General features: G+C 41.6%; 16 protein-coding genes. 14 read left to right on the forward strand and 2 right to left on the reverse strand.

Translation table 11 applies throughout. The annotated features are described in order from the left end of the window. Positions 1-105 precede the first annotated feature (105 nt). From ilvB to MHI27_RS06670, 14 genes are all read left to right on the forward strand, one after another. Positions 106-1848, forward strand: a complete 1743-nt coding sequence (gene ilvB / locus MHI27_RS06605) for a biosynthetic-type acetolactate synthase large subunit (RefSeq protein WP_042125091.1) — start codon at positions 106-108, stop codon at positions 1846-1848. Further along, entirely contained in the window at positions 1845-2333 is a 489-nt protein-coding gene (gene ilvN / locus MHI27_RS06610) for an acetolactate synthase small subunit (protein WP_170880323.1), read from the forward strand. The genes ilvB and ilvN overlap by 4 nt, the downstream gene beginning before the upstream one ends. A 179-nt stretch (positions 2334-2512) precedes the next feature. Then, a complete protein-coding gene (ilvC, locus tag MHI27_RS06615; RefSeq protein WP_036679485.1) occupies positions 2513-3505 on the forward strand; it encodes a ketol-acid reductoisomerase in 993 nt (330 codons plus the stop codon). Positions 3506-3607: 102 nt separating this feature from the next. After that, positions 3608-5149, forward strand: coding sequence for a 2-isopropylmalate synthase (locus tag MHI27_RS06620; RefSeq protein WP_042125095.1), 1542 nt, complete (start codon positions 3608-3610; stop codon positions 5147-5149). A gap of 250 nt (positions 5150-5399) precedes the next feature. Next, on the forward strand, positions 5400-9209 hold the full coding sequence (locus MHI27_RS06625) for a collagen binding domain-containing protein (RefSeq protein ID WP_405175870.1): 3810 nt from the start codon (positions 5400-5402) through the stop codon (positions 9207-9209). A gap of 286 nt (positions 9210-9495) precedes the next feature. Further along, positions 9496-10338 carry an MBL fold metallo-hydrolase gene (locus tag MHI27_RS06630; RefSeq protein WP_076286339.1) on the forward strand — a complete coding sequence of 281 codons (843 nt, stop codon included), beginning with the start codon at positions 9496-9498 and terminating at the stop codon, positions 10336-10338. 129 nt (positions 10339-10467) lie between these two features. Beyond that, positions 10468-12207, forward strand: coding sequence for a sensor histidine kinase (locus tag MHI27_RS06635; protein WP_149645117.1), 1740 nt, complete (start codon positions 10468-10470; stop codon positions 12205-12207). Positions 12208-12209: 2 nt separating this feature from the next. Further along, positions 12210-13550: a helix-turn-helix domain-containing protein gene (locus MHI27_RS06640; RefSeq protein ID WP_405175871.1), complete on the forward strand. Its 1341-nt coding sequence runs from the start codon at positions 12210-12212 to the stop codon at positions 13548-13550. Between the two features lie 125 nt (positions 13551-13675). Further along, positions 13676-15409, forward strand: a complete 1734-nt coding sequence (locus MHI27_RS06645) for an extracellular solute-binding protein (protein WP_405175872.1) — start codon at positions 13676-13678, stop codon at positions 15407-15409. Between the two features lie 89 nt (positions 15410-15498). Further along, a complete protein-coding gene (locus tag MHI27_RS06650; RefSeq protein WP_042125108.1) occupies positions 15499-16389 on the forward strand; it encodes a sugar ABC transporter permease in 891 nt (296 codons plus the stop codon). A gap of 9 nt (positions 16390-16398) precedes the next feature. Continuing rightward, positions 16399-17292 (forward strand): carbohydrate ABC transporter permease, encoded by an 894-nt coding sequence (locus MHI27_RS06655; RefSeq protein ID WP_042125110.1) that lies wholly within the window; start codon positions 16399-16401, stop codon positions 17290-17292. Between the two features lie 52 nt (positions 17293-17344). Beyond that, the gene (locus MHI27_RS06660) at positions 17345-18628 is read left to right on the forward strand and encodes a Gfo/Idh/MocA family protein (protein WP_405175873.1); all 1284 of its coding nucleotides are present in this window, start codon (positions 17345-17347) and stop codon (positions 18626-18628) included. Further along, positions 18625-20286, forward strand: a complete 1662-nt coding sequence (locus MHI27_RS06665; RefSeq protein WP_405175874.1) for a DUF4091 domain-containing protein — start codon at positions 18625-18627, stop codon at positions 20284-20286. Before MHI27_RS06660 ends, MHI27_RS06665 begins: the two co-directional genes overlap by 4 nt. 30 nt (positions 20287-20316) lie before the next feature. After that, positions 20317-22065, forward strand: coding sequence for a glycoside hydrolase family 35 protein (locus tag MHI27_RS06670; protein ID WP_405175875.1), 1749 nt, complete (start codon positions 20317-20319; stop codon positions 22063-22065). 192 nt (positions 22066-22257) lie between these two features. On the opposite strand, the gene MHI27_RS06675 is transcribed toward MHI27_RS06670, so the two are convergent. Then, the gene (locus MHI27_RS06675) at positions 22258-23412 is read right to left on the reverse strand and encodes a response regulator (protein ID WP_405175876.1); all 1155 of its coding nucleotides are present in this window, start codon (positions 23410-23412) and stop codon (positions 22258-22260) included. An 86-nt stretch (positions 23413-23498) separates the two neighbouring features. Continuing rightward, on the reverse strand, positions 23499-26594 hold the full coding sequence (locus MHI27_RS06680) for an ATP-binding protein (RefSeq protein ID WP_405175877.1): 3096 nt from the start codon (positions 26592-26594) through the stop codon (positions 23499-23501). Between the last annotated feature and the right edge of the window lie 60 nt (positions 26595-26654).

Consider the following 26654-nt stretch of genomic DNA (forward strand, 5'->3'; position numbering starts at 1 on the left):
TGGGAGGCGGAAGGTTTTTTTGTTTTATAAATAACTATTTGCTGATGTATAGAGGACGGTCCGTCATTTGCATAATGAATGTTAAATATCGGAGGAGGAATACTGATGAGCGCGCAAATACCGGAATTACGGTCTACAGAGCAGCTAAAAGAAAAATGGATGGAGCCGGAAGTTATTACCGGTTCGGAAATACTACTCCGCAGCCTTGTATTGGAGGGTGTAGACACAGTATTCGGATATCCAGGTGGAGCTGTATTGTACATTTATGATGCATTGTACGGTTTTACGGATTTCAATCACGTGTTAACACGTCATGAGCAAGGAGCGATTCATGCAGCTGACGGTTACGCTAGAGCAAGTGGCAAACCAGGGGTGTGTATCGCAACCTCGGGTCCTGGCGCAACAAACCTTGTAACAGGTATTGCTACAGCATATATGGACTCCACTCCATTGGTCGTAATCACAGGTAACGTTTTCTCAAGCCTGATCGGTACAGATGCTTTCCAGGAAGCAGACATTACTGGAATCACGATGCCAATCACTAAACACAGCTACTTTGTAAGAGATGTTGAGGATCTCCCTCGCGTAATACATGAAGCTTTCCATGTGGCGAATACCGGTCGTAAAGGTCCAGTATTGATCGATATACCGAAAGATGTGTCGGCAGCAAAGACGTTGTTCACACCAGTGAAGACCGTAAATCTTCGTGGCTACAACCCTTGTACAGTTCCAAACAAACTGCAGCTTGATAAACTGGTTCGTGCGATTGAGGTTGCTGAACGTCCGATTATCATTGCAGGTGGTGGAGTTATCTACTCCGGAGCACATGAGGCTATGTTCGAATTCGTGAAACGGACAGAGATTCCAATAACTACAACCTTGCTGGGACTTGGAGCCTTCCCAAGTGCTGAAGAGCTTTGGATGGGAATGCCAGGTATGCATGGCACATATACCGCAAACAATGCGATTCAGCAATGCGATTTGCTCATTAATATCGGTGCCCGCTTCGATGACCGTGTTACGGGTAGGCTGGACGGCTTCGCGCCAAAAGCCAAGATCGTGCATATCGATATCGATCCTGCAGAAATCGGAAAAAATGTATCGCCTGATATTCCGATCGTTGGAGATGTAAAAACTGTACTGGAAATGCTGATTCCTGAGGTTGGCCGTGCATCTAAGGCTGATGCTTGGAGAACGCATATCGCGCAGTCGAAGCTTGATCAGCCACTTCGGTATAAAGATTCGGAGACAGAGCTTAAACCACAATGGGTTATTGAAATGATTAACGACACCACTAATGGTGAAGCGATTGTTACTACGGACGTTGGCCAGCATCAAATGTGGGCAGCACAATATTACAAGTTCAATCATCCGCGTTCATGGATTACTTCAGGTGGTCTTGGAACGATGGGCTTCGGATTCCCATCAGCTATCGGTGCGCAAATGGCACATCCTGAACGGTTGGTAGTATCGATTAACGGGGATGGCGGTATGCAAATGTGTTCCCAAGAGCTGGCGATTTGTGCGATTAACAACATACCTGTCAAAATCGTTGTTATTAATAATCAAGTGCTTGGAATGGTTCGCCAATGGCAGAATCTTATCTATGACAAACGTTATAGCTATACAGACCTTGCAGGTAGTCCGGATTTCGTTAAGCTGGCTGAGGCCTATGGTGTAAAAGGTCTACGGGCGACGAATAAGGAAGAAGCACGTGATGCATGGCAGAAAGCTCTGGAAACACCGGGTCCAGTATTGGTAGAATTCGTTGTTCCAAAAGACGAGAATGTCTACCCGATGGTAACTCAAGGTTCAACCATCGATCATATGCTGATGGGGGATGAATAACAGTGACAAGACATACGATTTCTGTACTTGTAAATGACCAGCCAGGTGTGCTTCAGCGGGTGTCAGGCTTGTTCGGTCGCCGTGGATTTAATATTGAGAGTATTACAGTCGGCCAGTCCGAAGAGGTTGGATTATCCCGGATGGTTATCGTTACTCTTGGCGACCAGCATACCCTTGAACAAATCGAGAAGCAGCTCTATAAGCTAATTGATGTTATCAAAGTTGTTGATCTTGGAGCTAAGCCAATGGTTGCACGCGAGCTGGCTCTGATTAAAGTGAATGCTGATCCAAGTGAGCGTCCGGAAATTTTGGGTGTAGTTGAGACTTTCCGTGCTTCAGTTGTCGATATCGGCAGCACCACTATACTGGTGCAGGTAGTTGGGGAGACACAAAAGATTGACGCGATGATCGAGCTATTGAAGCCTTATGGAATCAGAGAGCTGTCTCGCACAGGTGTTACGGCTATGGTACGTGGCAACTCTTAAATAGTTTATTTTGCGACTTTAACGGATTACTGCTTGATTGCATTAATCTGATATGATATGAATGACATTCCCGCTAAAGAGCGGGAGCTTGAGGAGCAGCTTGATCTAATCGACGAATCCAGTTCTCTTGAAGCACCCGCTCTTTATGATGGGTCTCAAATTAAAGGAGGATATTGACAATGGCAGTTACAACGTACTATGAACAGGATGCAGAACTTAGTGTATTAAAAGGAAAGACAATTGCGGTAATCGGGTACGGTAGCCAAGGACATGCCCAAGCACAAAACCTACGTGACAGTGGTCTTCAAGTTGTCATCGGTCTTCGTGAAGGTAAATCTTTTGAAACTGCGAAAAATGACGGTTTTGAAGTATTGCCAGTAGCTGAAGCAGTATCCCGTGCAGATGTTGTGCAAATCTTAATGCCAGATGAAACTCAAGCATCCGTATATAAAAATGAAGTGGAACCAAACCTCAAAAAAGGCGCAGCTTTGATGTTCTCCCACGGCTTTAACGTACACTTCGGACAAATCGTTGCTCCTAAAGATGCGGACGTGCTGCTCGTAGCACCAAAATCTCCAGGTCACATGGTTCGTCGTACTTATGTTGAAGGCTTTGGCGTTCCTGGCTTGATTGCTATCGAACAAGATGCAACAGGTAAAGCGAAAGAAATCGGTCTTGCTTATGCAAAAGGTATTGGTTGTACACGTGCAGGAGTTATCGAAACTTCTTTCCGCGAAGAAACCGAAACCGACTTGTTCGGCGAACAAGCAGTACTTTGTGGTGGTGTATCCGCACTGATCAAAGCTGGATTCGAAACTTTGACAGAAGCAGGCTATGCTCCTGAAATGGCTTACTTCGAATGTCTGCACGAATTGAAACTGATCGTTGACATGGTATACGAAGGCGGATTGTCCAGCATGCGCGATTCCATCAGTAACACTGCTGAGTACGGTGACTATGTAACTGGACCACGCATTGTAACTGAAGATACTAAAAAAGCTATGAAAGCTGTTCTGACAGATATTCAAGAAGGTAAATTCGCTCGTGACTTTATCCTTGAGAACCAATCCGGACGTGCTTTCCTTACCGCTACTCGCCGCAACGAAGCTGCTCACCCAGTAGAAGTTGTAGGGAGCCAATTGCGTGAAATGATGCACTGGATTAAGAAATAATCATAATCATACTTATGATTAAATAGTATTACCTTCAAATGCGGCCGTGACTTTGCGAGCCGCATTTGAGAGTTTCAGCACAATTTTTGGGAGGTGCTTAGCATGCGGAAAATTTATGTGTTCGATACGACACTGCGAGATGGAGAGCAGTCACCAGGTGTGAACCTCAACACGCGTGAGAAAGTGGAGATCGCTTACCAGTTAGAGAAGCTGGGAATTGATCGCATGGAAGCGGGTTTTCCTGCAGCTTCTCCAGGTGATCTAGCTTCTGTTAATGCGGTGGCAAGAGCTGTGAAGAACGTCACGGTAATCGGCCTTTCTCGTTCTAGAGAGACAGATATTGATGCTGTAAAAGAAGCACTACAGGGAGCGCAGGACCCTTGTATTCATATTTTTCTAGCTACATCTCCTATTCACCGCCAGCATAAGCTACGGATGGATAAGGCTCAGGTGTTGGAAACTGCACAGTCTGCTATCCGATACGCTAAGAAATATTTTCCTAAGCTCGAGTTTTCATTAGAAGACGCGGGCCGTACGGAGTATGATTTCATGGCTGAAATGGTCGGCATGGCTATCCGGGAAGGGGCTAATGTTGTTAATATCCCGGATACTGTAGGTTATTTGAATCCTTCTGAGTACGGAGCTATCTTTAAATATCTAAAAGAAAATGTGCCTGATATTGAACGCGTACAGCTTAGTGCTCATTGTCATAACGACCTTGGCATGGCTACGGCCAATACGTTAGCCGCGATTCAGAATGGTGCAGATCAGATCGAAGGAACGATCAACGGTATCGGTGAACGTGCCGGGAACACAGCGATTGAAGAAGTGGCATTGGCGCTGGAGACACGCGCTGAATTCTTTGGCGCAAAAACTTCCTTAACTTTGTCTGAGATTTCTCGCACAAGTCGCTTGGTCAGCAAGTTGACAGGTATGGTAGTCCCAGGGAATAAGGCGATTGTAGGAGCTAATGCATTTGCTCATGAATCGGGTATTCACCAGGACGGAATGCTGAAAGAGAAAACCACTTATGAGATCATGACACCGGAGACCATTGGACTTAAAGAGAGCAAACTGGTACTTGGTAAGCACTCTGGACGCCATGCTTTCCGCGATAAGTTAAGTGATCTAGGGTATGATTTATCTGAAGAAGAGCTTAATACAGCTTTTTCAAGGTTTAAGGACTTGGCGGATAAGAAAAAAGAAGTGTCGGATGAAGATATTTTGGCATTGATTGAAGAGAAACTAATTGATACGCCAGAAGTATTCAGACTTCAGACGATTTACGTAACTTACGGCAATAAAGCTGTTCCAACCGCCAAGGTGATTATCGATGGTCCGGAAGCGGAGCCTATTGTAGCAGAGGCAGAAGGCAATGGTTCGGTAGATGCCATCTACAATGCTATTGATAAAGCCACGGGTGAGGAAGTTACCCTTGGGGACTATTCCATTAAATCCGTCTCCCGTGGTAAAGATGCACAGGGCGAGGTTCATGTAGTACTGTCGCAGGGTGAAGTTGCTGCACAGGGCCGTGGACTTAGCACCGATATTCTGGAAGCGAGTGCCCGTGCTTATATTGATGCGCTTAACAAGCTTCTAGAGAAGCGTAAAACTTACACCAAACGTGACCACGCAAGTATATAAGTGAAATTATATTGTGCAGAAATTTACTAATACTTAGAGGAAGCCCTGACAGTGAACTCACTGTAAGGGCTTTTTTGTTATTCAAAAAATTTGCTAATTGAGCCAATTCTGGCGAAATTTCAGATCTGTTCAGAAATTGTTCATGTCGGCAAATTACAATCGAAGGGAGATTATTGAAGTATTTGGAGAACAAACAACTTAGAAATAGTCGAGTAAGTACTTTTATAGGAAGAAGGAGGACTTTCGTTTTATGTGGAAAAAGAAAATTGGTTTATGGATGGTAGTAATACTTCTTAGTACGCAGTTTTTCAATGCTTTTGGCTTCGATTCTCAGGTCAAAGCAAAGGCGATTGAGAACAGTGCTAATATCATTACAAGTGTGACGATGTCTGTATATGAGAATGGGGTACAGGTCACAGATTCTGTTTACAAGCTGAGCTCCACAGTGAAGTTGAACTATAACTGGGCGGTTCCAGATGGAAGTGATTACGTTGCAGGTGATACTTTTACATTTGAACTACCAGAAGGGTTTGTGCTCGAGAAAGACTTTTTGAATAAAAAGATTATGATTGAAGGGCAAGAACTGGGGCATTACGACATTATAAAAGGGAGTCCTAACAAAGTTACCTTAACATTCACCGGTGAAGTCGGAGAATATTTCGATGTCAAAGGTGCAATTGAAGTGGAGACTCGATTTGACACAACAAAGTTTACGGATACTATACCCTATACGATTAAGTTTCCGATAAATGGTGGTGCAGAGCAGGAGTTTACAGTCCAATTTAAACCTGAGGTTAGTTCTACTATTGACAAAGATGGAGTTGCGGTAGGCACTAATCAAGGAAATTATAATGCCAAACAGATTAAATGGACTGTTGATGTGAACAAAGTTATGGATAGTGTATATGGAGCTGCTGTAACTGATGTAATCCCTACGGGTTTAGCTTTAACTGATATAAGTGATATCAAGGTCAGTAAGCTTAATGTAGCGTTAAACGGTACTGTATCTCCGGGTGCTCCTTTAAACAATAGTCAATATTCTGCAACTCTAGTGGGGAACACCCTAGAGGTAAAGTTTATTACCCCTGATATTAATACACCTATTACGGAAGCATACCGTATTGAATACGTTACGGATGTTATTGATGATACTAAAACCACTTTTGTAAACACGGCAACTTTCAAGGGGAATAATACAGGACCTTTTTCAGATAATGCAAGTGTATCTCTTAATCATGGAGCATTATTGAAGAAATCTTTTCTCAGTTATAATTCCGTGACACAGGACACTTATTGGGCGATTGAGTACAATTATGGTGAAAAATCGATCTCTAAAGCAGATGCCAAATTGTTCGATTATTATACGGACTCTCAACAGTTTGTACCTGGCTCTCTGAAGGTATATAAATTAGATTTCACTAAGTCTAAAGATAATCCTGATAAAGTTTTAGTAACTGACTACACAGTATCTGAGAATACTTTAACTCCGAAAGCAGGGCTGAAAAATTTCGAATTATCATTTAATAATAATATTTCGAATGCTTACAAGATCGAGTATCAGACCCGGGCGAAAGATCGCATCGAAGAAGCAACAAAGGTTTCAAATACTGTTACTACTATAGTTAATGGTGTTACTAATGACAAGCCTGCGAGCGGGACACTTAATCAAGATATTATCTCCAAGAAGGTTGGACAGGCTAATTACGCTGATAAAACTATAAGCTGGACAATAAAAATTAATAGTGATAAAAAAGTAATGAATAATGTAGTGATTACGGATACCTTCCCTAACAGAGGTTTGAAATTTACTGATGTTGGGTTTGTTATCAAAGATGATAGCGGTAAACTAGTGGACTCTTCTATGTATACTCTTGATGATTCAAAACCTACAGAAGGTTTTACCGTGAAATTCAACTCATCAATAGATAAGACTTATACAATTACTTACAAAACGTATTTCAATAATGATTGGTTGAAGAATAGTAACGGGACTGTATATGATTGGGTTAAGAACGAAGTGAAATTTTTGAATAGAGCTTCTGTTGTATGGAATGACCCGTCCAATCCTACAGAAACGAAAACCATCACGGTTGAGGATACATTCTATCCTGATTCAAAAGCAAAGAATAATGGCTACAAAAACGGTTCCTATGACGCTCAAACCAAAGAGATTTCTTGGGAAATAGGGATTAACTACAATAGCAAAGAGCTTGATAAAGCTGTGCTTGTTGATACCTTAGAAGATAAACAGCAGTTGATAGAGGGATCTATAAAGGTTTATGAACTTTCGATAGAAAGCAGTGGTAACCCTAAAGTTGGAAAAGAAGTCACTGTTACTGCCAGCTCTAATCCCAAACTATATTCTGTAGATTACAATAAAACGACTAAATTGTTGAAAATAAGCTTTAATGAAAAAATTGCTAAGCCTTATTTGATTAAATTCAGCACCAGCTTAAAGGATCAAGTGGTCGAGAATGGAACGATTTACAATACAGCTAAGCTGTCTGACAATGGTGTGCCTGTATCAAAAGATTTGAAAAGTGAAGTTAGCATTCCAAACGGTGGTAAAAATGATCAATATGTTACCAAGTCAGGAGTACAGGACCCTAAAAATGAGACAAAACTAAATTGGACTTTAAAGATCAACTATAACCAATCTCTTGTAGAAGATGCACAAATCATTGATAATCCGGACGCTAATCAAATGTTCTTGCCGGAGTCATTCCGGTTGCTGCCGACAACAATTTTAAAGGATGGCACAGTCAATGAATCTGGTCCAGCACTCATTCAAGGAGCGGACAAGGATTATACGCTTGAATTTACAAAGGATGACAAGACAGGTGCAGAGCAATTTAAATTGAAGTTCAATAAAACGATTGAGAAACCTTTTATTTTGAAGTATGACTCTATAATTTTAGAGGCGAAAAATGGTGGGAAAATTAGTAACTCTGTTAAATTTAGTGGTAATGGATCCCAAACGGAAACCCAATCCAAAGAATCAAGTGTAACTGTAGTATTTTCGGATTCCAGTGGAATTGGACAAGGGACTAGAAAAGAATTAGCTGTCAAGAAAGTAGATGCAGCAGATAATAGTAAAGTTCTTGAAGGAGCTATCTTCAATTTATATCGCGTGTCTGGATCGGAAGAGGTTTTATTTAGCACATCTATTCCGACAGATAAAGACGGTAAAACAGTATTTAAAGATCTCCGGCCTGGTAAATACTTCTTGCAAGAAAAAACGGCACCTATTGGATATATCAAGGATGCAAATAAATATGAGGTGAAATTTAGTTCAACAACAGTTACAGATATGACTGTAACGAATCAAAAGATAGTGACGCCAACAACAGCACCAACAACAGCGCCAACAACAGCACCAACAACAGCGCCAACAACAGCACCAACAACAGCACCAACAACAGCACCGACGGCAACGCCGACAACAACACCGACGGAAACACCTGTGTCGACAGTAACACCTACGTCGACGCCAGACAATCCAATTTTCCCTGTGTCGACCCCGACGTCAATACCGGGAGTAATCGTTACTGCTACTCCATCCCCAACACCAGTGGTGGCAACGCCAACTGTGACACCAACAGTAACAGCAACACCGGTTATCACGGCGGTGCCAACTAGCACGCCTGTTGTTCCGAAAGTGACGCCACCTGTAGAGAAACTGACTACAGATGAGGACATTCCTCTTGAAGGTGAAATCCCACTCGGTGGATTACCAAGTATTAGTGATAAGCCAGATCATGGTAAGGTGACAATTACTAAAGATGGCAAGTGGATTTATACACCAGATCCAGGCTTCATTGGCAAAGACAAGTTCACGATCATTGTGACAGATGAGAATGGAAATGAAGAAGAGATCGAGATCGAGATTGATGTCGAGGAAGTACCGACAGGTACTGTGAAAGAACCAGGGGATAACAGCAATAAACCAACAGAGCTTCCGAAAACGGGAGAAGACAGTGCACTTCCTATTTACTTAGTAGGTGGAGGTCTAGTTCTTGTGGGATTTGTGTTAGCTCGAAGATTTAAACGAAGTAATTAATATATCGTAATGATAAGGGTGCTGTCCCGGCACTCAACACCCATAGGATAAAAGTCAACGGAGCAAGGCTCCTCCTGTTATTGGAGGAGCCTTGCTTTTTTTTGGTCTATGGCTACTCGTTTCATAACCTTCTTCACTTACTACCCAACTCCCAACGAAGTGAACCTTGACGAAAATGGGATTTTCACTCATTATTCGTAATGTAGCGCCAGCGACACTATTTAGCATATATCTTTTTTTTACTAATTAGTAAGCGCTATCATAAAATGCGCTGGGAGATGATACCATGGAATTTATGTATTTAGGAACTGGAGCAAGCGAGGGTTATCCAGCTTTATTTTGTCAATGTGAACGTTGCTCTATGGCGATGGAGCTTGGTGGCAAGAATATTCGCGCTCGTACAGGAGCGCTTATTAACTCTGATTTGCTGCTGGATTTCTCACCTGACATGTATATGAATAAGCTTCGTTACAAATTGGATTTGGGGAAAGTTAATCATTTGATTGTTACACATTCGCATACGGATCATTTTGCAGCAGCGGAGCTCATGATGAGGCATGAACATTGGTATTGTCAGCTGCAGGAGAGTGGAAAAAAACTGCATATTTACGGAAATGAAACGGTAGAAGAAACGATGAAGTCAGCTCTTCGCTATGATTATGGAACCGATACGATTGAAGATCCTTTTTACGAGTTTCATATCATACAGTCTTTCATGCCCTTCACTCTAGGAGAAGTGACAGTAACCGCATTGCCAGCCCATCACAAGCCGGATGAACATAGCTTTATCTATCTACTTGAGCAGAATAACACAAGATTCTTATACGGCAATGATAGTGGTATATTCAGTGATGAAACCTTCAATTATCTACGTGATAAGCATCTGGACGTTGTTAGTCTGGATTGTAATTATGGGCTAGAGGATAGATATGATTATCATATGGGGATCTCCGGTTGTCGGATTGTAAGAGAACGTTTGCTTGACCAAAATAGTTGTGATACTAGTACATCATTTATTCTGACTCATTTCTCTCACTACAGCGCAGAGTTGCATGATACTTTAGTTAAGAATACAGCAGAGGAGAATTTCATCATTTCCTATGATGGGATGAAAGTCTTCTTAGCATGACATGATGATGTTTATCTATAATTAAAAGAATAGTCATTACCCGTAAAATCCTCCCTTGAGGAAAGGACTACTTTACGGGTCTTTTTTATAGCTTTAAGGGCTCAAAATGAGTAGATACGGAGGTAGAGAATGAAGCTGCTGGCTACGGGAAAAGTAAAATGGTTCGTCTATCAGAAAGTTGTCATCGTATTTATCGTCTTTTTGATTCCGCTCATATCGATGAATATTTGGGTGAATTATAAGGGGATGTCATTCACCAAAAATACGATTTTGGACTCATCCCTGGCTGGGGCGTCATTCTATTCCAAGCAACTGGATAAAGAGATATATTTCATCCGCAATCAACAATTACAATTCCAAGAAGATAAAAACATACAGAAGCTTAGTTTCCGAGGCGAAAGTTTAGAAAAGTATGAAGAGGTAGAATTAATCGGTAATGCTGAAGATCTATTGAATCGGATCATTGCCTCAAGCGAATATGTGGTTAACGCCGGGGTATATATTAAGTCTCTGGGAAAAACGATCTCTGGTAAGACGGGGATCACGTCTATTCCTAATATGGAGTACGAGAAAATTTCCTCGTTACTTAACGTTAAGCAGAAGCCTTCATTCTATCGGAGCGGTGATGCGATTTTCCTTATAGAAACAGGAGATAATGCGGAGCTTTGGTCGTATATTGAAATCTCAAAAGGTAAGCTATTGGAGGCACTAAATCAAATCGCAACCTTATATCAAGAATCGGAGGTATTTCTGGGAAGTAATGAGCTGGGCAATATTCTATCTACTACAGACGATCAGTTAGTATCTACTGAGGTCCTTAGACTCATCACCAAACAGGATCAGTTTAATTCCGATATCCCAGAAATAAACAAGGTGAACGGTAAAAGTTACTTTATTGCCCATAACTTTATCAGTTCTTTGAATCTATCCTTGATTATGTACGTGAATCAGAATGAAATCACAAGGCCTTTAAGCCAATTTAATACACTACTATATGCCTCTTTCGTCATCGCTATTGTGGTAATGATACTTTATTCTTATTCGGTAAATCTAATGATTCATAGGCCCTTATCCAAATTGGTTAAGACATTCCGTATGGTAGAAACGGATAATCTTGATTTAGTCATCGAGTCAAAGACCAAAGATGAGTTTTACTATATATTTAATAGTTTTAATCGCATGGCTTCTAGACTTAAGCGTTCTATTGAGGAAAATTATGAACAGAAGATTGCCCTGCAGCATTCGCAGTTGAAGCAATTGCAGTCACAGATTAACCCGCATTTTCTCTATAACAGCTTCTTTAATATTTACATGATGTGTAAAGTAGGAGATTCCGATAGTGCGGCTGAGCTCTCACAAAAGCTAGGGAGCTACTACCAATACATCACAAGAAGTGGATCGGACGAGGTGGCTTTCTTTAAGGAGTATCAGCATGCGCTTGATTATTGTGAAATTCAGTGTATTCGCTTCTCGAATCGTATTTCTTTCGAATATGAAGAAATACCCGTTTTGGCGAATGCGATTTTAGTACCAAGGCTGATTATTCAGCCGATTGTTGAGAATGTGTTCGAGCATGCTTTCGAAGACGACTCCCGACAAGGGGTTGTCTATATTGGTGCCGAATGCGAAGAGGGAATAGTAATTATCACAATTGAAGATAACGGCAATCTTTTAAAAGATGAGGAAATAGAGTACTTGCAGAAGAAACTTGCGATGGGTCTGAAACAAGTTGAGAAGACGGGATTAATCAACGTTAATAATAGACTCCAATTGAAGTACGGACCAGATAGTGGCTTGTTTGTCTCACGCAGCAAATATGGAGGATTGAGGGTAGAACTGATAGTTAAATATGAGAGCAAGGAAGTGTGATTATGTATAGATTACTAATCGTAGATGACGAGCCTGTGATTGTGAATGGATTAGTCCAACTGTTTCAGGATAACTCAGAATTTGAACTGGATATACGAAAAGCTTACTCCTCAAGCGAAGCTCTTGAAATTGCTAAGAAAACGAAATTGGATATTTTGGTTAGCGATATTCGTATGCCTCAGAAGAATGGTCTCCAGCTCGTGGACGAAATCGTCTATTATTGGCCATTATGCCGAGTGATTTTCCTTACAGGATACAGTGAATTTGATTATGTATACGAAGCGATTCGTAAGAATGTGGACAATTACATTCTGAAAACGGAAGGAATTGAACCTATTTTCCAAGCTGTGAAGGCAGCAATCGACAAGCTAGACGAGGAGAACCGTCGTAGACTTCAATTGGAGAAGGCACAAATGCACTATCAAATCGCTAGTTCCTTCCTAAAGAAAGAGCTGATGGAGCGGGTGCTGAGCGGGGAGTCTATTACTTCTATACTCAATAATGTACGTTACAAGGATGTAGAGTTCGGCATTGCATTAGATCGTCCTTCGTTCTTTCTTGTTGGTATCTTGGATCGACTAGATGATCCTAAATTTAAAATGCCTCCGTCTGTTCAGCGTATTTTCCATGATCACCTGCCTACATCTATTGCATGTGAAGAAGTGATTTATGATGATCGTGTATTCATATGGCTGCTTCAACCAGATGAAGGGTTGCTGAATCGCTTTCGTAGTGGCTATCCAGATCAAGGGGTGAATTGGCCTGGAATCGTTGCTTATATGAGAGGGATATTAGAGCCTGTACAGAATGAGTGTGATGAGCTGCTAAGTGTCTGCGTTTCATTCGGAATATCGGGGGATTTACTTAACCATTGGGAATCAATCCATCTTCAAGTTGAAGCAGTGCGCTCTATGATTCTTAAGAGAGCTTTATTAGGTCAGCACATGCTTATCTTAGACCTTGAGAAACTAAGTCAACTTGAGGATACGATGCACAAAGCTGGAGGAATCGAGCAGGAAGATTTCAAGACGCTAATCATCGAACAAATTCACCAGTTTGTGCAGGAGAACCTATCTGGAGATTTATCGCTTACCTCAATTGCTGCAGAGGTGCATCTTAATCCGTCCTATTTATCTCGTTATTATAAACAGACGACAGGTCAAAATTTATTAGAGTATATCCAGTCGACGAAGCTGCATGTTGCTCTGCAGCTGATGAAGAATACAACTCTGAAATTAAATGAAATCGCCATCCGGGTCGGTTTTGAATCACCATCCTACTTTACAACATTCTTCAAACGCAAAATGGGTTTATCTCCACAGGATTATCGAAATTCAAAATAAGTAAATAAAGTGAAAGTGATGTAAAAAAAGTGAAATTGAAAGCGGTTTCCTCTGTGACTAAAATAATAACTAGGAACACTGATTAACAACAAGAATTGCAGCAAACAAAGGGGGGAAGCGTTCAGATGAAAAAAATGAGACCATGGAAAATGATTTTGTCAGTAACGATGATTCTTTCATTATTGTCAGCATGTGGAAGTCAAGGGAATGGAAATGCGAATGCACCATCTACGCCTAAGGATGAGACTACGAATAGTGCGACAGACAGCGCCACAGCACCTGATCCACTAGGGAAATACCCGGAAACGGTCACTGTTACAGAAATACTAGGATATAATCCACCAGAAGATCCAAGAACTCCAAGCGGAATAACACCGGAACAAAATGCCTACCTGAAAGATCTCAAAGAGATGATGAATATTGAAGTGAAATACAAATGGACCGTTCCCTCTGCCCAGTTTGAGCAGAAGTTCTCGCTTGCCATGGCATCGGGGGATCTACCCGATGTGATAGAAGTTGATCAGAAGAACTATGAGAAACTTAAAAAGCAAGATATGCTTGCTGATCTGACAGATGCTTATGCACAATATGCGTCACCAGCTCTTAAGGCTTATATGGACTCAGATGGTGGATTCGCGATGAAAACGTTCAGTGCGGATGGTAAGCAATTAGGTATTCCTGCATTTGAAGATCCCTTCTTATCCACGCAGCTGCTATGGATTCGTCAAGATTGGCTTAATAATCTAGGTTTACAGGCACCGAAGACGATCGATGAGCTTGAGAAAGTTGCACAAGCATTCACACATAATGATCCAGATCAGAATGGTAAGAATGACACCTATGGTATCGCCATGCAAAAGAATCTCTTCTTTTGGGGATTTGATGTCAGAGGTTTCTTTAATGGATTCGGTGCTTATCCTTCCGTTGGTGATAAACAATCGGCTTGGATTAAAGGCGGCGATGACAAATTGTTACCGGGATTGATTCAGCCTGAAGTGAAGACTGCACTTGGTAAGCTACAAGCATGGTATAAAGATGGAATTATTGATAAAGAGTTTGCACTAAAGGATGAGAATAAGGCTGTAGAAGATCTGACTGCAGGTAAAGTGGGTATTTCCTACGGAGAGTGGTGGTATCCGAACTGGCCGCTTAACTCCAGCGTAGACAAAGATCCAAAGGCGGATTGGATTGCAATTCAGCTTCCAGGGATTGATGGTCCAGCTAAATCACTCGTTCCAAAAATCCGCAGCAACAAAATTTTCGTTGTGAACAAAAAGATGAAGAACCCAGAAGCAGCGATTAAGATGCTCAATTTCTACATCGAAGTTGGTAATAAGAAATACAAGGATAAGAACAAAGCGGCAGATGGCTATGTATACAACTGGTTTAACCCACGGATTGCCAACCCTGTTGATATTGATACGATTTACAGGGAAGTAAACAAAGCGCTCGATGCTAATCAGACTGAAATTACAATAGACGATGCAAATTATAAGACCGTTGCGGATACTTTCAAAGCGACTAAGGACTTCCTGGCAGGCGACACATCTAACGCTACCAAAGGTGTAAACTGGGGTCAATATTATAGCCGGGCTGCAAAAGACGGTGGCTGGGGCTTAACACGACAAATTAAAGAAAATCAACAATTTGTATACAACGAGTTTTACGGTCTTCCTACACCAACAGTAGTGGAAAAGGGCGGTCAGCTGGATAAGTTGATGCAAGAGTCCTTTACCAAGATTATCATGGGTGGTTCTCTTGATGATTTCGATAAATTCGTGGATAGCTGGAAGGCACTTGGCGGTAATGAAATTATCGATGAGGTCAATGAATGGTATAGCACGGAAGCTACGAAATAAATCATAGGGACAAGAAAGCGGGTGAGGTGAGTCGGGTGAGCCGACTCACCTCCCGTTTTAAAATGAGTAAGTTGGTGAGGAGGGCATCTATGAAATCACTGAAGAAAGAATATCCGCTTCATATCATGTTAATACCGGGTGTGATTGTTACACTGATTTATGCCTACGGACCGATGGCCGGCCTGGTTATGGCGTTTCAACAGTTTGAGCCGTTATCCGGTTTTTTTAAATCCGATTTTGTGGGATTAGATAACTTCCGTTATGTATTTAATTTACCGGATTTCAAGCAAGTACTTTGGAATACGCTAGTCATAGCTATCATCAAAATGGTATTGTCTCTGCTTGTCCCGCTCATTCTAGCTCTATTATTAAATGAGCTTACTAAGAAATGGTTCGCAGGTTTTATTCAATCCGCCATTTTCCTCCCGTTCTTCCTTTCATGGACTGTCCTTGGGGGTGTCATTATTGAATTATTCTCTCTCAATGGACCTATTAATGGCTTAATTTCCGCTATGGGCTTAGAACCTATCATGTTCATGCTTGATAATGGTTGGTTCCGGGGGATTATCATTGGCTCGGATGTCTGGAAAGGCATGGGCTACAATATGATCATCATGCTTGCTGCCATCACAGGAATTAATGCGACGCTGTATGAAGCGGCAGAGGTAGATGGTGCAGGGAAATGGAAGCAAATGCTTAACATTACGCTTCCAGGTATAGCACCGATTATTATTTTACTTAGTGTATTAGGTCTCGGTGGTATTCTTAACGCAGGTTTTGAGCAGATATTGATTATGTATAACCCGACTGTATATGCAGGCGCAGATATAATAGATACATTTGTCTATCGATTGGGGATGTTCAGCCAACAATTTGGACCTGCGGCAGCAGTGGGTCTCTTTAAATCGATAATATCTTTATTTATGGTATCAACAACTTACTATGCAGCTTACAAATTTAACAATTACCGCATATTCTAGGAGGTGGAGATGGTGCTACATAAACAATCATTCAGCAGAAAGTTATTTATCGTGTTCAATACGCTGTTGTTAACTTTCATTACCATACTCGGCATTATCCCATTTGTACACTTACTCTCCATCTCACTTAGCTCGAATACAGCTGCGATGGCTGGAGAAGTGAAGCTTTGGCCCGTCGGCTTTTCCTGGGATGCTTATGTATATTTAGGAGAAAAGGTAGAGTTCTTTCGTTCCTTGGGAGTCTCCGTAAAACGAGTAGTGCTCGGTTCAGTAGTTAACTTGTTCCTAGTATTTATTACTGCTTTTCCGCTTTCCAAATCGAATGATCAGTTTAAATTTAGAACCGTATATGTATGGATATTCGCGATTACGATGTTTTTTGGAGGCGGCTTAATTCCGACGTATATCGTAGTGAAGAATACAGGCTTAATCGATTCCATTTGGGCACTTATCTTACCAGGTGCATTGAATGTTTGGAATATGGTTCTGATGCTTAACTTCTTCAGATCTATTCCAAGAGAATTGGATGAAGCGGCTACGATTGATGGTGCCGGACATTGGAGAGTACTTTGGCAAATTTATTTACCGATATCCCTTCCATCCATCGCAACGATTGGGTTATTCACCATAGTTGGGCATTGGAACGCTTGGTTTGACGGTATCCTTTACCTGAATTCACCTGAGCACTATCCACTACAGACCTATCTTTCTACCTTGATTATGTCTATCAATGCCCAGATGTCATCGATGTCCATTGAGCAGCTCAAGGTGATGGAGAACCTGAGTGAGAAGACGATCCGAACAGCGCAAATATTCATGGGCGCATTGCCAATTATGGTAGTGTATCCATTCTTACAAAGGTATTTCGTAAAAGGAATGACGGTTGGTAGTGTTAAAGAATAAAGAAATAGAGTAAAGACATAGCATAAAGTCTCATATGAAGGAGCAGATTGCGATGAAGAAAGTTACTGTTGCTTTAATTGGAGCGGGCCTGCGAGGAATTAATTATTCAGAATATGCGATTCAGCACCCCAATGAGCTTCAAGTTGTAGCTGTTGCAGAGCCGAATGCGAAGCGGAGAAATAAATTTAAGGCAAGACATAAGCTGGCTGATGATATGTGCTTTACCCATTGGGATGATTTTTTTGCCTCCCCGAAAGTAGCAGATGCGGTATTTATCTGTACCCAAGACAATCAGCATTATGTGCCAACAATGAAAGCACTGGAGGCAGGGTATCATGTACTATTAGAAAAACCGATGTCCCCTGATGCCAAGGAATGTGTACTTATGGGGGAAATGGCCTCTAAAGTGAATCGTGTCTTCTCGATATGCCATGTATTGAGATATACCAATTTCTTCTCTACGATCAAGGAACTACTGGAAAGTGGTGCGATCGGAAAATTGATGTCTATTCAACATAATGAGAACGTGGGTTACTGGCATCAAGCTCATAGCTTCGTAAGAGGGAATTGGCGCAAAAAGGATGAGTCCAGTCCGATGATTCTCGCTAAGTCCTGTCATGATCTGGACATTCTTTCCTGGTTGACAGATTCAGAATGTGTTCGAGTGTCTTCCTTCGGCTCACTGTCCCATTTCAAATCTAGTGAAGCACCGGAAGGAGCCCCGCTACGTTGCACAGATGGATGCCCAGCAGCAGATAAATGTCTCTATTATGCTCCTAATCAATATTTGACGGAGGATACGGATTGGCCTACATCGGCAATTAGCGATGATCCAAGCTATGAAGCCCGCCTGAATGCTCTTCAGGAAGGACCTTATGGACGATGTGTCTATCATTGTGATAATGATGTCGTCGACCATCAAGTGGTAAATCTAGAATTCGCTAATTCCGTAACTATAGCTTTTACAATGAGTGCGTTTACCAAAGATGTAAGTCGTACCCTCAAGCTGATGGGTACCACGGGAGAAATTCGCGGTGCGATGGAGAAGAATGAAATTGAAGTGATCCATTTTGGCAGCGGTAAGGTAGAGAGAATCTCGTTCGAGAATGCAGGTGGTCATGTTGGTCATGGCGGCGGTGATATGGGGTTAATCAAAGATTTTGTTAAGCTGGTTCGAGCGGAAGGGAAGATTCAAGGTCTTACATCAGCAAATCATTCCGTTCAAAGTCACCTTATGGCTTTTGCAGCAGAGCAATCTCGCATCGAGGGTAACAGTATTGATCTGAAAGAATTTGCACAAAGTGTCTGTAATGATGAAGAGGTGAAGCAACGATGAATGCCCCGCAGCCATTTCAGACGATGTTATTAAGTTCGTTGGTTAAGGTATTTGCTGATGAAGTGCCGAATCATGAATCCTATCACAGTGCAACCGCACTTGTCGGAGAAACATTTTCGTTCCAAATCGCTTATACCTCAGATACACTTCTAAAGAATATTAAAGTAGAGATAAAGTCATCTCTTCCAGATCTAATATGTATAAGATCCGTTGGACTTGTTCCCTCAGAAATGCCTTGTTTCAAAAATCATGATGACGATGTGCTAAGAACTACGCCGGGATTATATCCAGATCCATTGTATACGCTGGATCAACAATCTATTTCATCGATCCCGGGACAATGGCGATCTTTATGGGTGACGATAACCTTGGATGAAACAATGAATACGGGGCTTCGCTCTATTCAGGTCCTCTTCCAATCATCTGAAGGGCAGATGTTAGGTGAATCGGATGTATTCGAGTTAACCGTTATCCCTGCAACACTACCGCCGCAACAGTTAATTCATACGGAATGGTTCCATGTGGATTGTCTTGCTACAAAGTATGGTGTCGAAGTATTTAGTGAAGCACATTGGGCCCTTATAGAACGTTATGCAGATACGATGGTTAAGCATGGCATGAACATGATCTTAACTCCGTTGTTTACACCGCCTTTGGATACAGCCATTGGTGGAGTACGTCCAACCGTTCAATTGATTTCCGTGACTAAAGCGGGAGATCGTTATGAATTCGGATTTGATCTGCTTACTCGTTGGGTATCGATGTGCCGCCGACTTGGCTTCAAATACTTTGAGTTCTCTCATTTATTTACTCAATGGGGTGCAAAATGTGCACCAAAAATAATGGTAACCATTCAAGGTGAAGATCAGCAACTATTCGGCTGGGATACGGACGCATCCTCGGCGGAATACCGTAGTTTCTTGGATCAATTTTTACCTTGCTTAGATCAATATTTGAAAGAGCAGGGAATAGACCAGCAAAGCTGGTTCCATATTTCAGATGAACCAGGAGAGGAACATTTGGAATCGTACCGAGCTGCAAGTGAGATCATTTATAAACATTTATCAAGTTATCCGATCATGGACGCTTTGTCCGAATTGGAGTTGTATGAACAGGGCCTGGTGAAAAGGCCGATTCCTGCGAATACGCATATTGAACCGTTCTTAGAACATCAGGTTCCAGACCTTTGGACGTACTATTGCTGCGCTCAAGGTGAACAAGTATCCAACCGGTTTTTCAACATGCCATCTGCTAGAAATCGTATAATCGGGTTTCAATTGTATAAATTCGGATTACAGGGCTTCTTGCATTGGGGTTATAACTTTTGGTACTCGCAATATTCATTGAATCAGCAGCTGGACCCTTATCGTACGACTGACGCTGAGCATGCATTTCCCTCAGGAGATGCCTACTTGGTCTATCCGGGAGAAGAAGGCCCGATTGAATCCATTCGACTGGAAGTTCTATATGAAGGGTTGCAGGATTTGCGCGCACTAGAATTACTTGAGCAGAAAATTGGCAAGAAAGCAACGATAGCCATTATGGAAGAGGGTCTGAGTACATCGTTGACCTTCTCTGTATACCCGAGGGATCAGGGAACATGGCTCTTAGAGGCAAGAGAGCGGATCAATCAAGCGATAGCAAGTTATTCTACTTAAGTGATCATACCATTACGAGGTGTTGAGAATATGGCAACTTTTCATTATTCAGGATCTTCCTTTTATTATAACGATCAGGCGATACGGCTTATCTCAGGGGCCATCCATTATTTTCGGACTCTGCCGGAACATTGGGAAGACCGTCTTATCAAATTAAAAGCTTGCGGCTTCAATACGGTTGAAACCTATGTGGCATGGAATTTACACGAGCCGAAGAAAGGCCAACATAATTTTGAAGGTATGGCAGATGTAGTCCGGTTTATTGAATTGGCAGGAGATTTGGGTCTGCATGTCATCATTCGTCCCGCACCTTATATTTGTGCAGAATGGGAATTTGGTGGACTGCCATCTTGGTTGCTAGCTGATTCGGATATGCGTCTTCGATGCTACCATAAGCCATTTCTAGATCATGTAGATGCGTATTATGATGTATTGCTCCCCAAATTACAACCACTGTTATGTACAAATGGTGGCCCGATCATTGCTATGCAGATTGAGAATGAGTACGGAAGTTACGGCAATGACAAGCGCTATTTGACTCATTTAAAAGACAGCATGATTTCCCGTGGGATAGATGTACTACTATTCACTTCCGATGGACCTGAAGACGCGATGTTACAGGGAGGTATGGTCCCAGGTGTGCTAGAGACGGTGAACTTTGGATCACGTCCAGTAGAAGCATTCAACAAGCTCCGTGAATACCAACCAGAGGCTCCAATCATGTGTATGGAATACTGGAACGGTTGGTTTGATCATTGGCGTGAGGAGCATCATACGCGTCCGGCTGAGGATGTAGCGAAGGTATTGGATGAGATACTTAGTTTAGGCGCATCCGTTAATTTCTATATGTTCCATGGCGGAACTAACTTTGGGTTCTACAACGGAGCGAATGGACATACGTTTGACAGCTATGAACCAACAATTACTAGTTATGACTATGATTCCTTACTGAGTGAATCCGGTGAGCCGACAGCTAAATATTATGCAGTTCGTGAAGTGATCTCCAAATATGTAGATCTCGGACCCATTGAGTTGCCAGCTCCTGTCGCTAAGAGAGCATATGGGAGAGTAGAGATGAAGGAGCAGACTTCACTTACCGCAAACTTGAATCGTATTTCTGCACCTATTCACTCTGCATACCCTGAATCGATGGAGAAATTGGGTCAGGATTATGGCTTTATTCATTATAGTACGTTCCTTACAGGACCTCGTCCCAAAGATGAGTTCTTCATCCAGGATTTACATGATCGTGCATTAGTCTTTCTGAATGGAGAGCTCACTGCAACCTTAGATCGTGTAGAGCCAGAGGTGAAATTAGAGTTCGAGGTTCCGGCCGAAGGGCTGCATGTTAGTATACTTGTGGAGAATTTAGGACGTGTCAACTATGGTCCTTTTATGAGAGATTGTAAAGGGATTACCGAAGGGGTACGTTATGGACGGCAGTTTCTGTCGGAATGGACGACTTATACGTTGCCATTAACGGATTTATCTGGTCTGCAGTTTGAAGGTTTATTCAGGCAAATGGAACCTAGCTTCTTCCGCAGCACCTTGGTTGTGGATGAACCTTGTGATACGTTCTTGAGCATGGAAGGATGGACTAAAGGCGTCGTGTTCATTAATGGGTTCAACCTTGGACGCTATTGGAATATCGGACCACAGAAAACAATGTATGTGCCAGGTCCTCTATTGAAACAAGGCGACAATGAGATTGTCATCTTTGAATTGCACAGCACTTCAGATACCGCTGTTACCTTCGTAGATCAACCGGAACTAGGATAATAGGGCATAGCTCTGCCAACAACATGTTAGAATTGCGGCTTATTGAACAATGTTTGAATTTGCTTCGGACAAGTTTGTTCAATCTTGCGTAATTCGCTAGCTTCGTTTAACTAGCTGTTTCAAACGCAGCAATTAATATATCGTAACAACAAAGACACCCGAATAGATCCGGGTGTCTTTGATAAATAGAAACTATTTCTTGCTGCGTATTCTAAGGTTATGTAGTTCCCATTCTTCATACCAATCTTGAACAACGGCAGGAAGACCAATACTTAGATCGCCTTTCAATAATTCCGTCAGATTCTTGTATTGTTCTTCCACTGCGGATCGTTCCCCAATACTGTCGTAGACCTTCATTAATCCTAAATGTCCTTGTTCAAAATAGGGCTGAAGCTGTACTACCTTTTGATACACAGTGACAGCTTCGGGAACTCTGTTGTTGTCGATATAGAACTGGGCCATTCCCATAGCATGGTGTAGCCAAATGGTGCGCAGACGTTGTCGTTCGCCTTCCGCCCACAAATAATCGTAATCACCAAAATAATCCCCTGAATACAGTTCAAATAAGCTTTGATGTTCTGCACAATTGTCCTCTCCGATGGATTCGAGTGCAAGAATGTTGTGCTCCCACTGGGCTGCATCGATTAGAAGCGGCCCGGTCTCAAGCGTATACCCTTCCCCGCCACTGACGTTGCTGATATGCAGATCTACCTCACTCTGCTTTAAACATTGTCGTACTTGATAAATGGTTGTGTAGAGATGGGTAGAAGCCTTTTTAAGGTTGAAATCTGGCCATAGTAGGTCAATCAGGGTATCTTTACTGACGAATCGATTGCGATTATGAAGCAAGAAAGCAAACAATTCTTGTGCCTTAGAAGTTCTCCAACGGAGATTGTTTAAAGGTTGTCCTCCTCGTTCAAAACGCAGCGATTGAAAACAACGAATCGTTAGTTCATGTGCTACCTCTGTGCTTTTTGGTGCAAACCTCAATCTGTCCTCCAAGCGTTGTACTGTTTTGAATAAACGGTCATGTCGCACGGGCTTCAAAATATAATCAATCGCATTTAACTCAAAGGCTTCCACTGCATATTGGTTATACGCGGTCACGAAAACGATATTAGCGTTTGGACAGACCTCTTGCAGAATTGCGGCAGCTTGAAGTCCGCTCACTTCAGGCATTTCAATATCAATAAAAATAACGTCAGGCTCCAAGGCTGGAGCTTCTTGTATAGCTTGAACAGGATCTGTATAGGACGCGATGATATGAACAGCTTCCATTTCTTTTAACATGAATTCTAACTTTACGAGAGCAAGGCGTTCATCGTCCACTAATACTGCTTGAATCATTGTTATTTCACCACTCAATATAGTATTTTTTAGCAAAAAACAATAAACTCTTCTTTATTTTTCGGTTCATTATAGTCTGTCTGTGACTAGGTATTTTTGTGATTCATATTTCTTTTTTTAGAAGGGATTATGAAACTTACTGAAGTACCTAGCCCTTCCTTGCTTTTAATTTGCAAACCCTTAGCATAGACACGTAACAAGCGTTTATGTGTATTAAGAAATCCAATCCCTCTTGTTACATTAGACTGACTGCTCAGCAGTTGCTGAAGTTGCTCGGAAGTCATACCTTTACCATTATCAGCGATTGTAATCTCGATGTCATCAGCTAGTTCTTTGATGGATATTGAAAGCGTACCTCCTTTGGAGCGGCTTAATATACCATGCCTAACGGCATTTTCAACGAGTGGCTGAATGGTCAAGGGAGGTAACTGAAAATGTAGATTTTCTGTTAACTCCCAGTTGATGGTCATCCTGTCCTCAAAGCGCTCTTTCTCTATGTACAGATAGGCACGGACAAGCTCAAGCTCGTGTTCAATCGGTATCATCGGCTCAGCGTTCAAGAAGTTAAAGCTTAAGCGTAAATAAGAGCTAAAGGCATCAATAAGGTGACCCATACGCTGTGTATCAAAAGATGCCAGAGCAGATATAGAATTTAATGTGTTGAATAAGAAATGTGGTTGTATTTGCGCTTGAAGATACGCTGCTTCCAGACGAAGCCGTTCATTTACGGACTGTTTTAAGTCTGTTAAGGAACGTACCCGTCCTCTTAGCTCCATAGCGTTCATGGGTTTCATTACATAGTCGTTCGCGCCCGAAACAAATCCGGTGTAGATATCTTCCGGCTGGCTACGTGCGGTCAGAAGTAGAATAGGAAGCTCAGCTATAGTAAAACGTTCACGAATTCTCTGTGTTAATTCATAGCCGGACATCTGGGGCATCATTACATCTGTAATGATTAAATCCCATTGATCAGTATCCAGTTTTATTAAAGCATCAATTCCACTGGTTACCGTAACCATTTCATAGTCTTTGATGGATAGTATGCTAGTAAGGATTTTCAGATTAACCGGGTCATCGTCGACAGCCAAAATCTTAGGTCTTCTTCCATCCGTTGAAGTAGCAGATGTAGTGTTAAATTCGGATAGCCTAATATGAGATAGTTTGTCCGTGTATTCAGTCACTGTTGAGAATTCTAAATTGAATTTTTGAATGTTTGAATCGGATAGAGGCATAGTAAAAGTAAAAGTAGAGCCTTTGCCAAGTGAAGATTTTACGCTAATCTCTCCACCGTGAAGTTCAACTAACTGTTTACAAATACTTAAGCCCAATCCAATTCCACCACTTATTGTTGTCACGCTTGAGTCACCCTGTTCATAGGGTTGGAAGGCTCTAAGCTGTGTTTCCTCGTTCATTCCAATGCCAGTATCCGTAATATGGATGCGCGCCACACCTTTATGAATATCCGCATGGACCCTAACTGAGCCTACACTCGTATATTTCACAGCATTTTGAAGCAGATTGAACAAAATCTGAATGAGTCTTTTCTCATCTGCCACAATAGAAGGAAACGAGTCGGGAATCTCCGAGATTAGTGTAATGTGCTTACCTTCCGTTAGGAACTTGAGCATATCGAGTACGCCAACAGCTACGGATTGAATGGGAACATTTCTTAACTGTAATTGAATGTTGCTTTCACGAAGCTGTGATTGATCTAGAAGATCGTTTATCAGTAAAGACATACGTCTTCCGACGGTAATTAGCAGTTCTAGATTATTTGCGTTCTGATGCATTAAAGAATCTCTCTCACTGTCTAAGACGGTCTCAGCAATATTAATGATGCTATGTAGGGGGTTTTTCAGCTCGAGAGAGGTATTAGCTAGGAAATCATCCTTTTGCGTAACGGTTCTTTGCAGGCTTTTTGCCAGATTTTCAGTCTGCTTAGCATTCCAGAAATAGCGCTTAAACCCAAAAGTCGCAAAGCATAAAAAGGCAATAATCAGGTCGAAAGGATAATAGGTAACGTCAACCAGATCGAAATTTTTGAACAATCCCCAATGAGTGCTGTTAACGATGGCTAGGATAGATAGCAATAGAAAAATAGAGCCATCGTTGTTTTTAAGCGCAGATTTCAGAAAGAGAACTACAACTTCTAATGATAGAACGATTATATTGATGAAAAAAAGAAGCGTATATGATTCGTAATAGTGGACAACGGGACCGAGCAGTATGAAAAGGATATGTACCAAGGATAAGCTGGTCAGGATCCGAACGCTTTTAATTTTTAAATTATGGAACATTAGTTGCTTGCTTGTCAGTAAGATGAATATAAAAGCCATAATATTAGATATGATTAATAGTTTTAAGCTCCATTGGTAGTTTAAGGGAAGCATATGCAGCAAAAGCTTGTCATCATCAATGAGTACTGTAGTTATAGCGGAAATTACCAACAGAAAAAAATAGATCAACATCTTTTGCCGCGGACCAATGGTATATAATATTGCTGCATAGACGGCATGGAGTAGAAGTACTACACATAATAACAGTTGAAGGCCTATAGAAACGTTCCTCTGTTGTGTTAAAGTTTTTTCGTTACCAAATAAAATGGGTTTAAAAATACCGCCTGTATGAGCTAAAGAGTAGTTGGCTACATGAATCACAATTTCAATCTCAGTCTTATCCGTTGTAAAAGATACGGAGTAAGGTAATACACGAGCAACATAGTCTTCTTTATTGGCAGATGGAGAACCTGAATTCCCTAGTAGTTCACCATTGATATATATTTCCGAAGAAGTCCGAACCCCGGATATGAGTATGCCATAAGACTGCTTTTCGTTTTTATCTACAAGAATCCGTAACCGATAGGAGCCGTAGCCAAAAGCAGACTTTTCGCCATTATGAATGGCATCGTTCCACTGATCCGGGACTTGTATATATTTTTTAGGGGGAGCTTTGTTTAGAGATTCTTTATTGAAAGTGGGAAGCAGCGTATTAGGATAGAACTCCCATTGGCCTTTTAAGGTAAGGAGCTTGTCTTGATTTAAGTCTTTATTCCGTAAATCGAGAACTCCTTTGACTAATTGTGGTTGTATAGCATGAGGCGATGCCCAAACCCATAGGAAGCGAAATCCAGTAAGTATAGTAAGAAATAGCACGATAATTAGAAAGAGTTTTCTTTTAGTCATAGTAATTAAACATTATTCGACAAAAAACAATATATTCCTTTCCCAAAAATATTTCGAAAA

The sequence above is a fragment of the Paenibacillus sp. FSL H8-0261 genome, assembly GCF_045040645.1.
Taxonomy (GTDB): Bacteria; Bacillota; Bacilli; order Paenibacillales; family Paenibacillaceae; genus Paenibacillus_AQ.

Bases quoted from the DNA above. Each gene is read 5' to 3' on its own strand.
- ilvB (WP_042125091.1), top strand. From the start codon at position 106: ATGAGCGCGCAAATACCGGAATTACGGTCTACAGAGCAGCTAAAAGAA.
- ilvC (WP_036679485.1), top strand. From the start codon at position 2,513: ATGGCAGTTACAACGTACTATGAACAGGATGCAGAACTTAGTGTATTA.
- MHI27_RS06620 (WP_042125095.1), top strand. From the start codon at position 3,608: ATGCGGAAAATTTATGTGTTCGATACGACACTGCGAGATGGAGAGCAG.
- MHI27_RS06625 (WP_405175870.1), top strand. From the start codon at position 5,400: ATGTGGAAAAAGAAAATTGGTTTATGGATGGTAGTAATACTTCTTAGT.
- MHI27_RS06630 (WP_076286339.1), top strand. From the start codon at position 9,496: ATGGAATTTATGTATTTAGGAACTGGAGCAAGCGAGGGTTATCCAGCT.
- MHI27_RS06635 (WP_149645117.1), top strand. From the start codon at position 10,468: ATGAAGCTGCTGGCTACGGGAAAAGTAAAATGGTTCGTCTATCAGAAA.
- MHI27_RS06640 (WP_405175871.1), top strand. From the start codon at position 12,210: ATGTATAGATTACTAATCGTAGATGACGAGCCTGTGATTGTGAATGGA.
- MHI27_RS06645 (WP_405175872.1), top strand. From the start codon at position 13,676: ATGAAAAAAATGAGACCATGGAAAATGATTTTGTCAGTAACGATGATT.
- MHI27_RS06650 (WP_042125108.1), top strand. From the start codon at position 15,499: ATGAAATCACTGAAGAAAGAATATCCGCTTCATATCATGTTAATACCG.
- MHI27_RS06655 (WP_042125110.1), top strand. From the start codon at position 16,399: ATGGTGCTACATAAACAATCATTCAGCAGAAAGTTATTTATCGTGTTC.
- MHI27_RS06660 (WP_405175873.1), top strand. From the start codon at position 17,345: ATGAAGAAAGTTACTGTTGCTTTAATTGGAGCGGGCCTGCGAGGAATT.
- MHI27_RS06665 (WP_405175874.1), top strand. From the start codon at position 18,625: ATGAATGCCCCGCAGCCATTTCAGACGATGTTATTAAGTTCGTTGGTT.
- MHI27_RS06670 (WP_405175875.1), top strand. From the start codon at position 20,317: ATGGCAACTTTTCATTATTCAGGATCTTCCTTTTATTATAACGATCAG.
- MHI27_RS06675 (WP_405175876.1), bottom strand. From the start codon at position 23,412: ATGATTCAAGCAGTATTAGTGGACGATGAACGCCTTGCTCTCGTAAAG.
- MHI27_RS06680 (WP_405175877.1), bottom strand. From the start codon at position 26,594: ATGACTAAAAGAAAACTCTTTCTAATTATCGTGCTATTTCTTACTATA.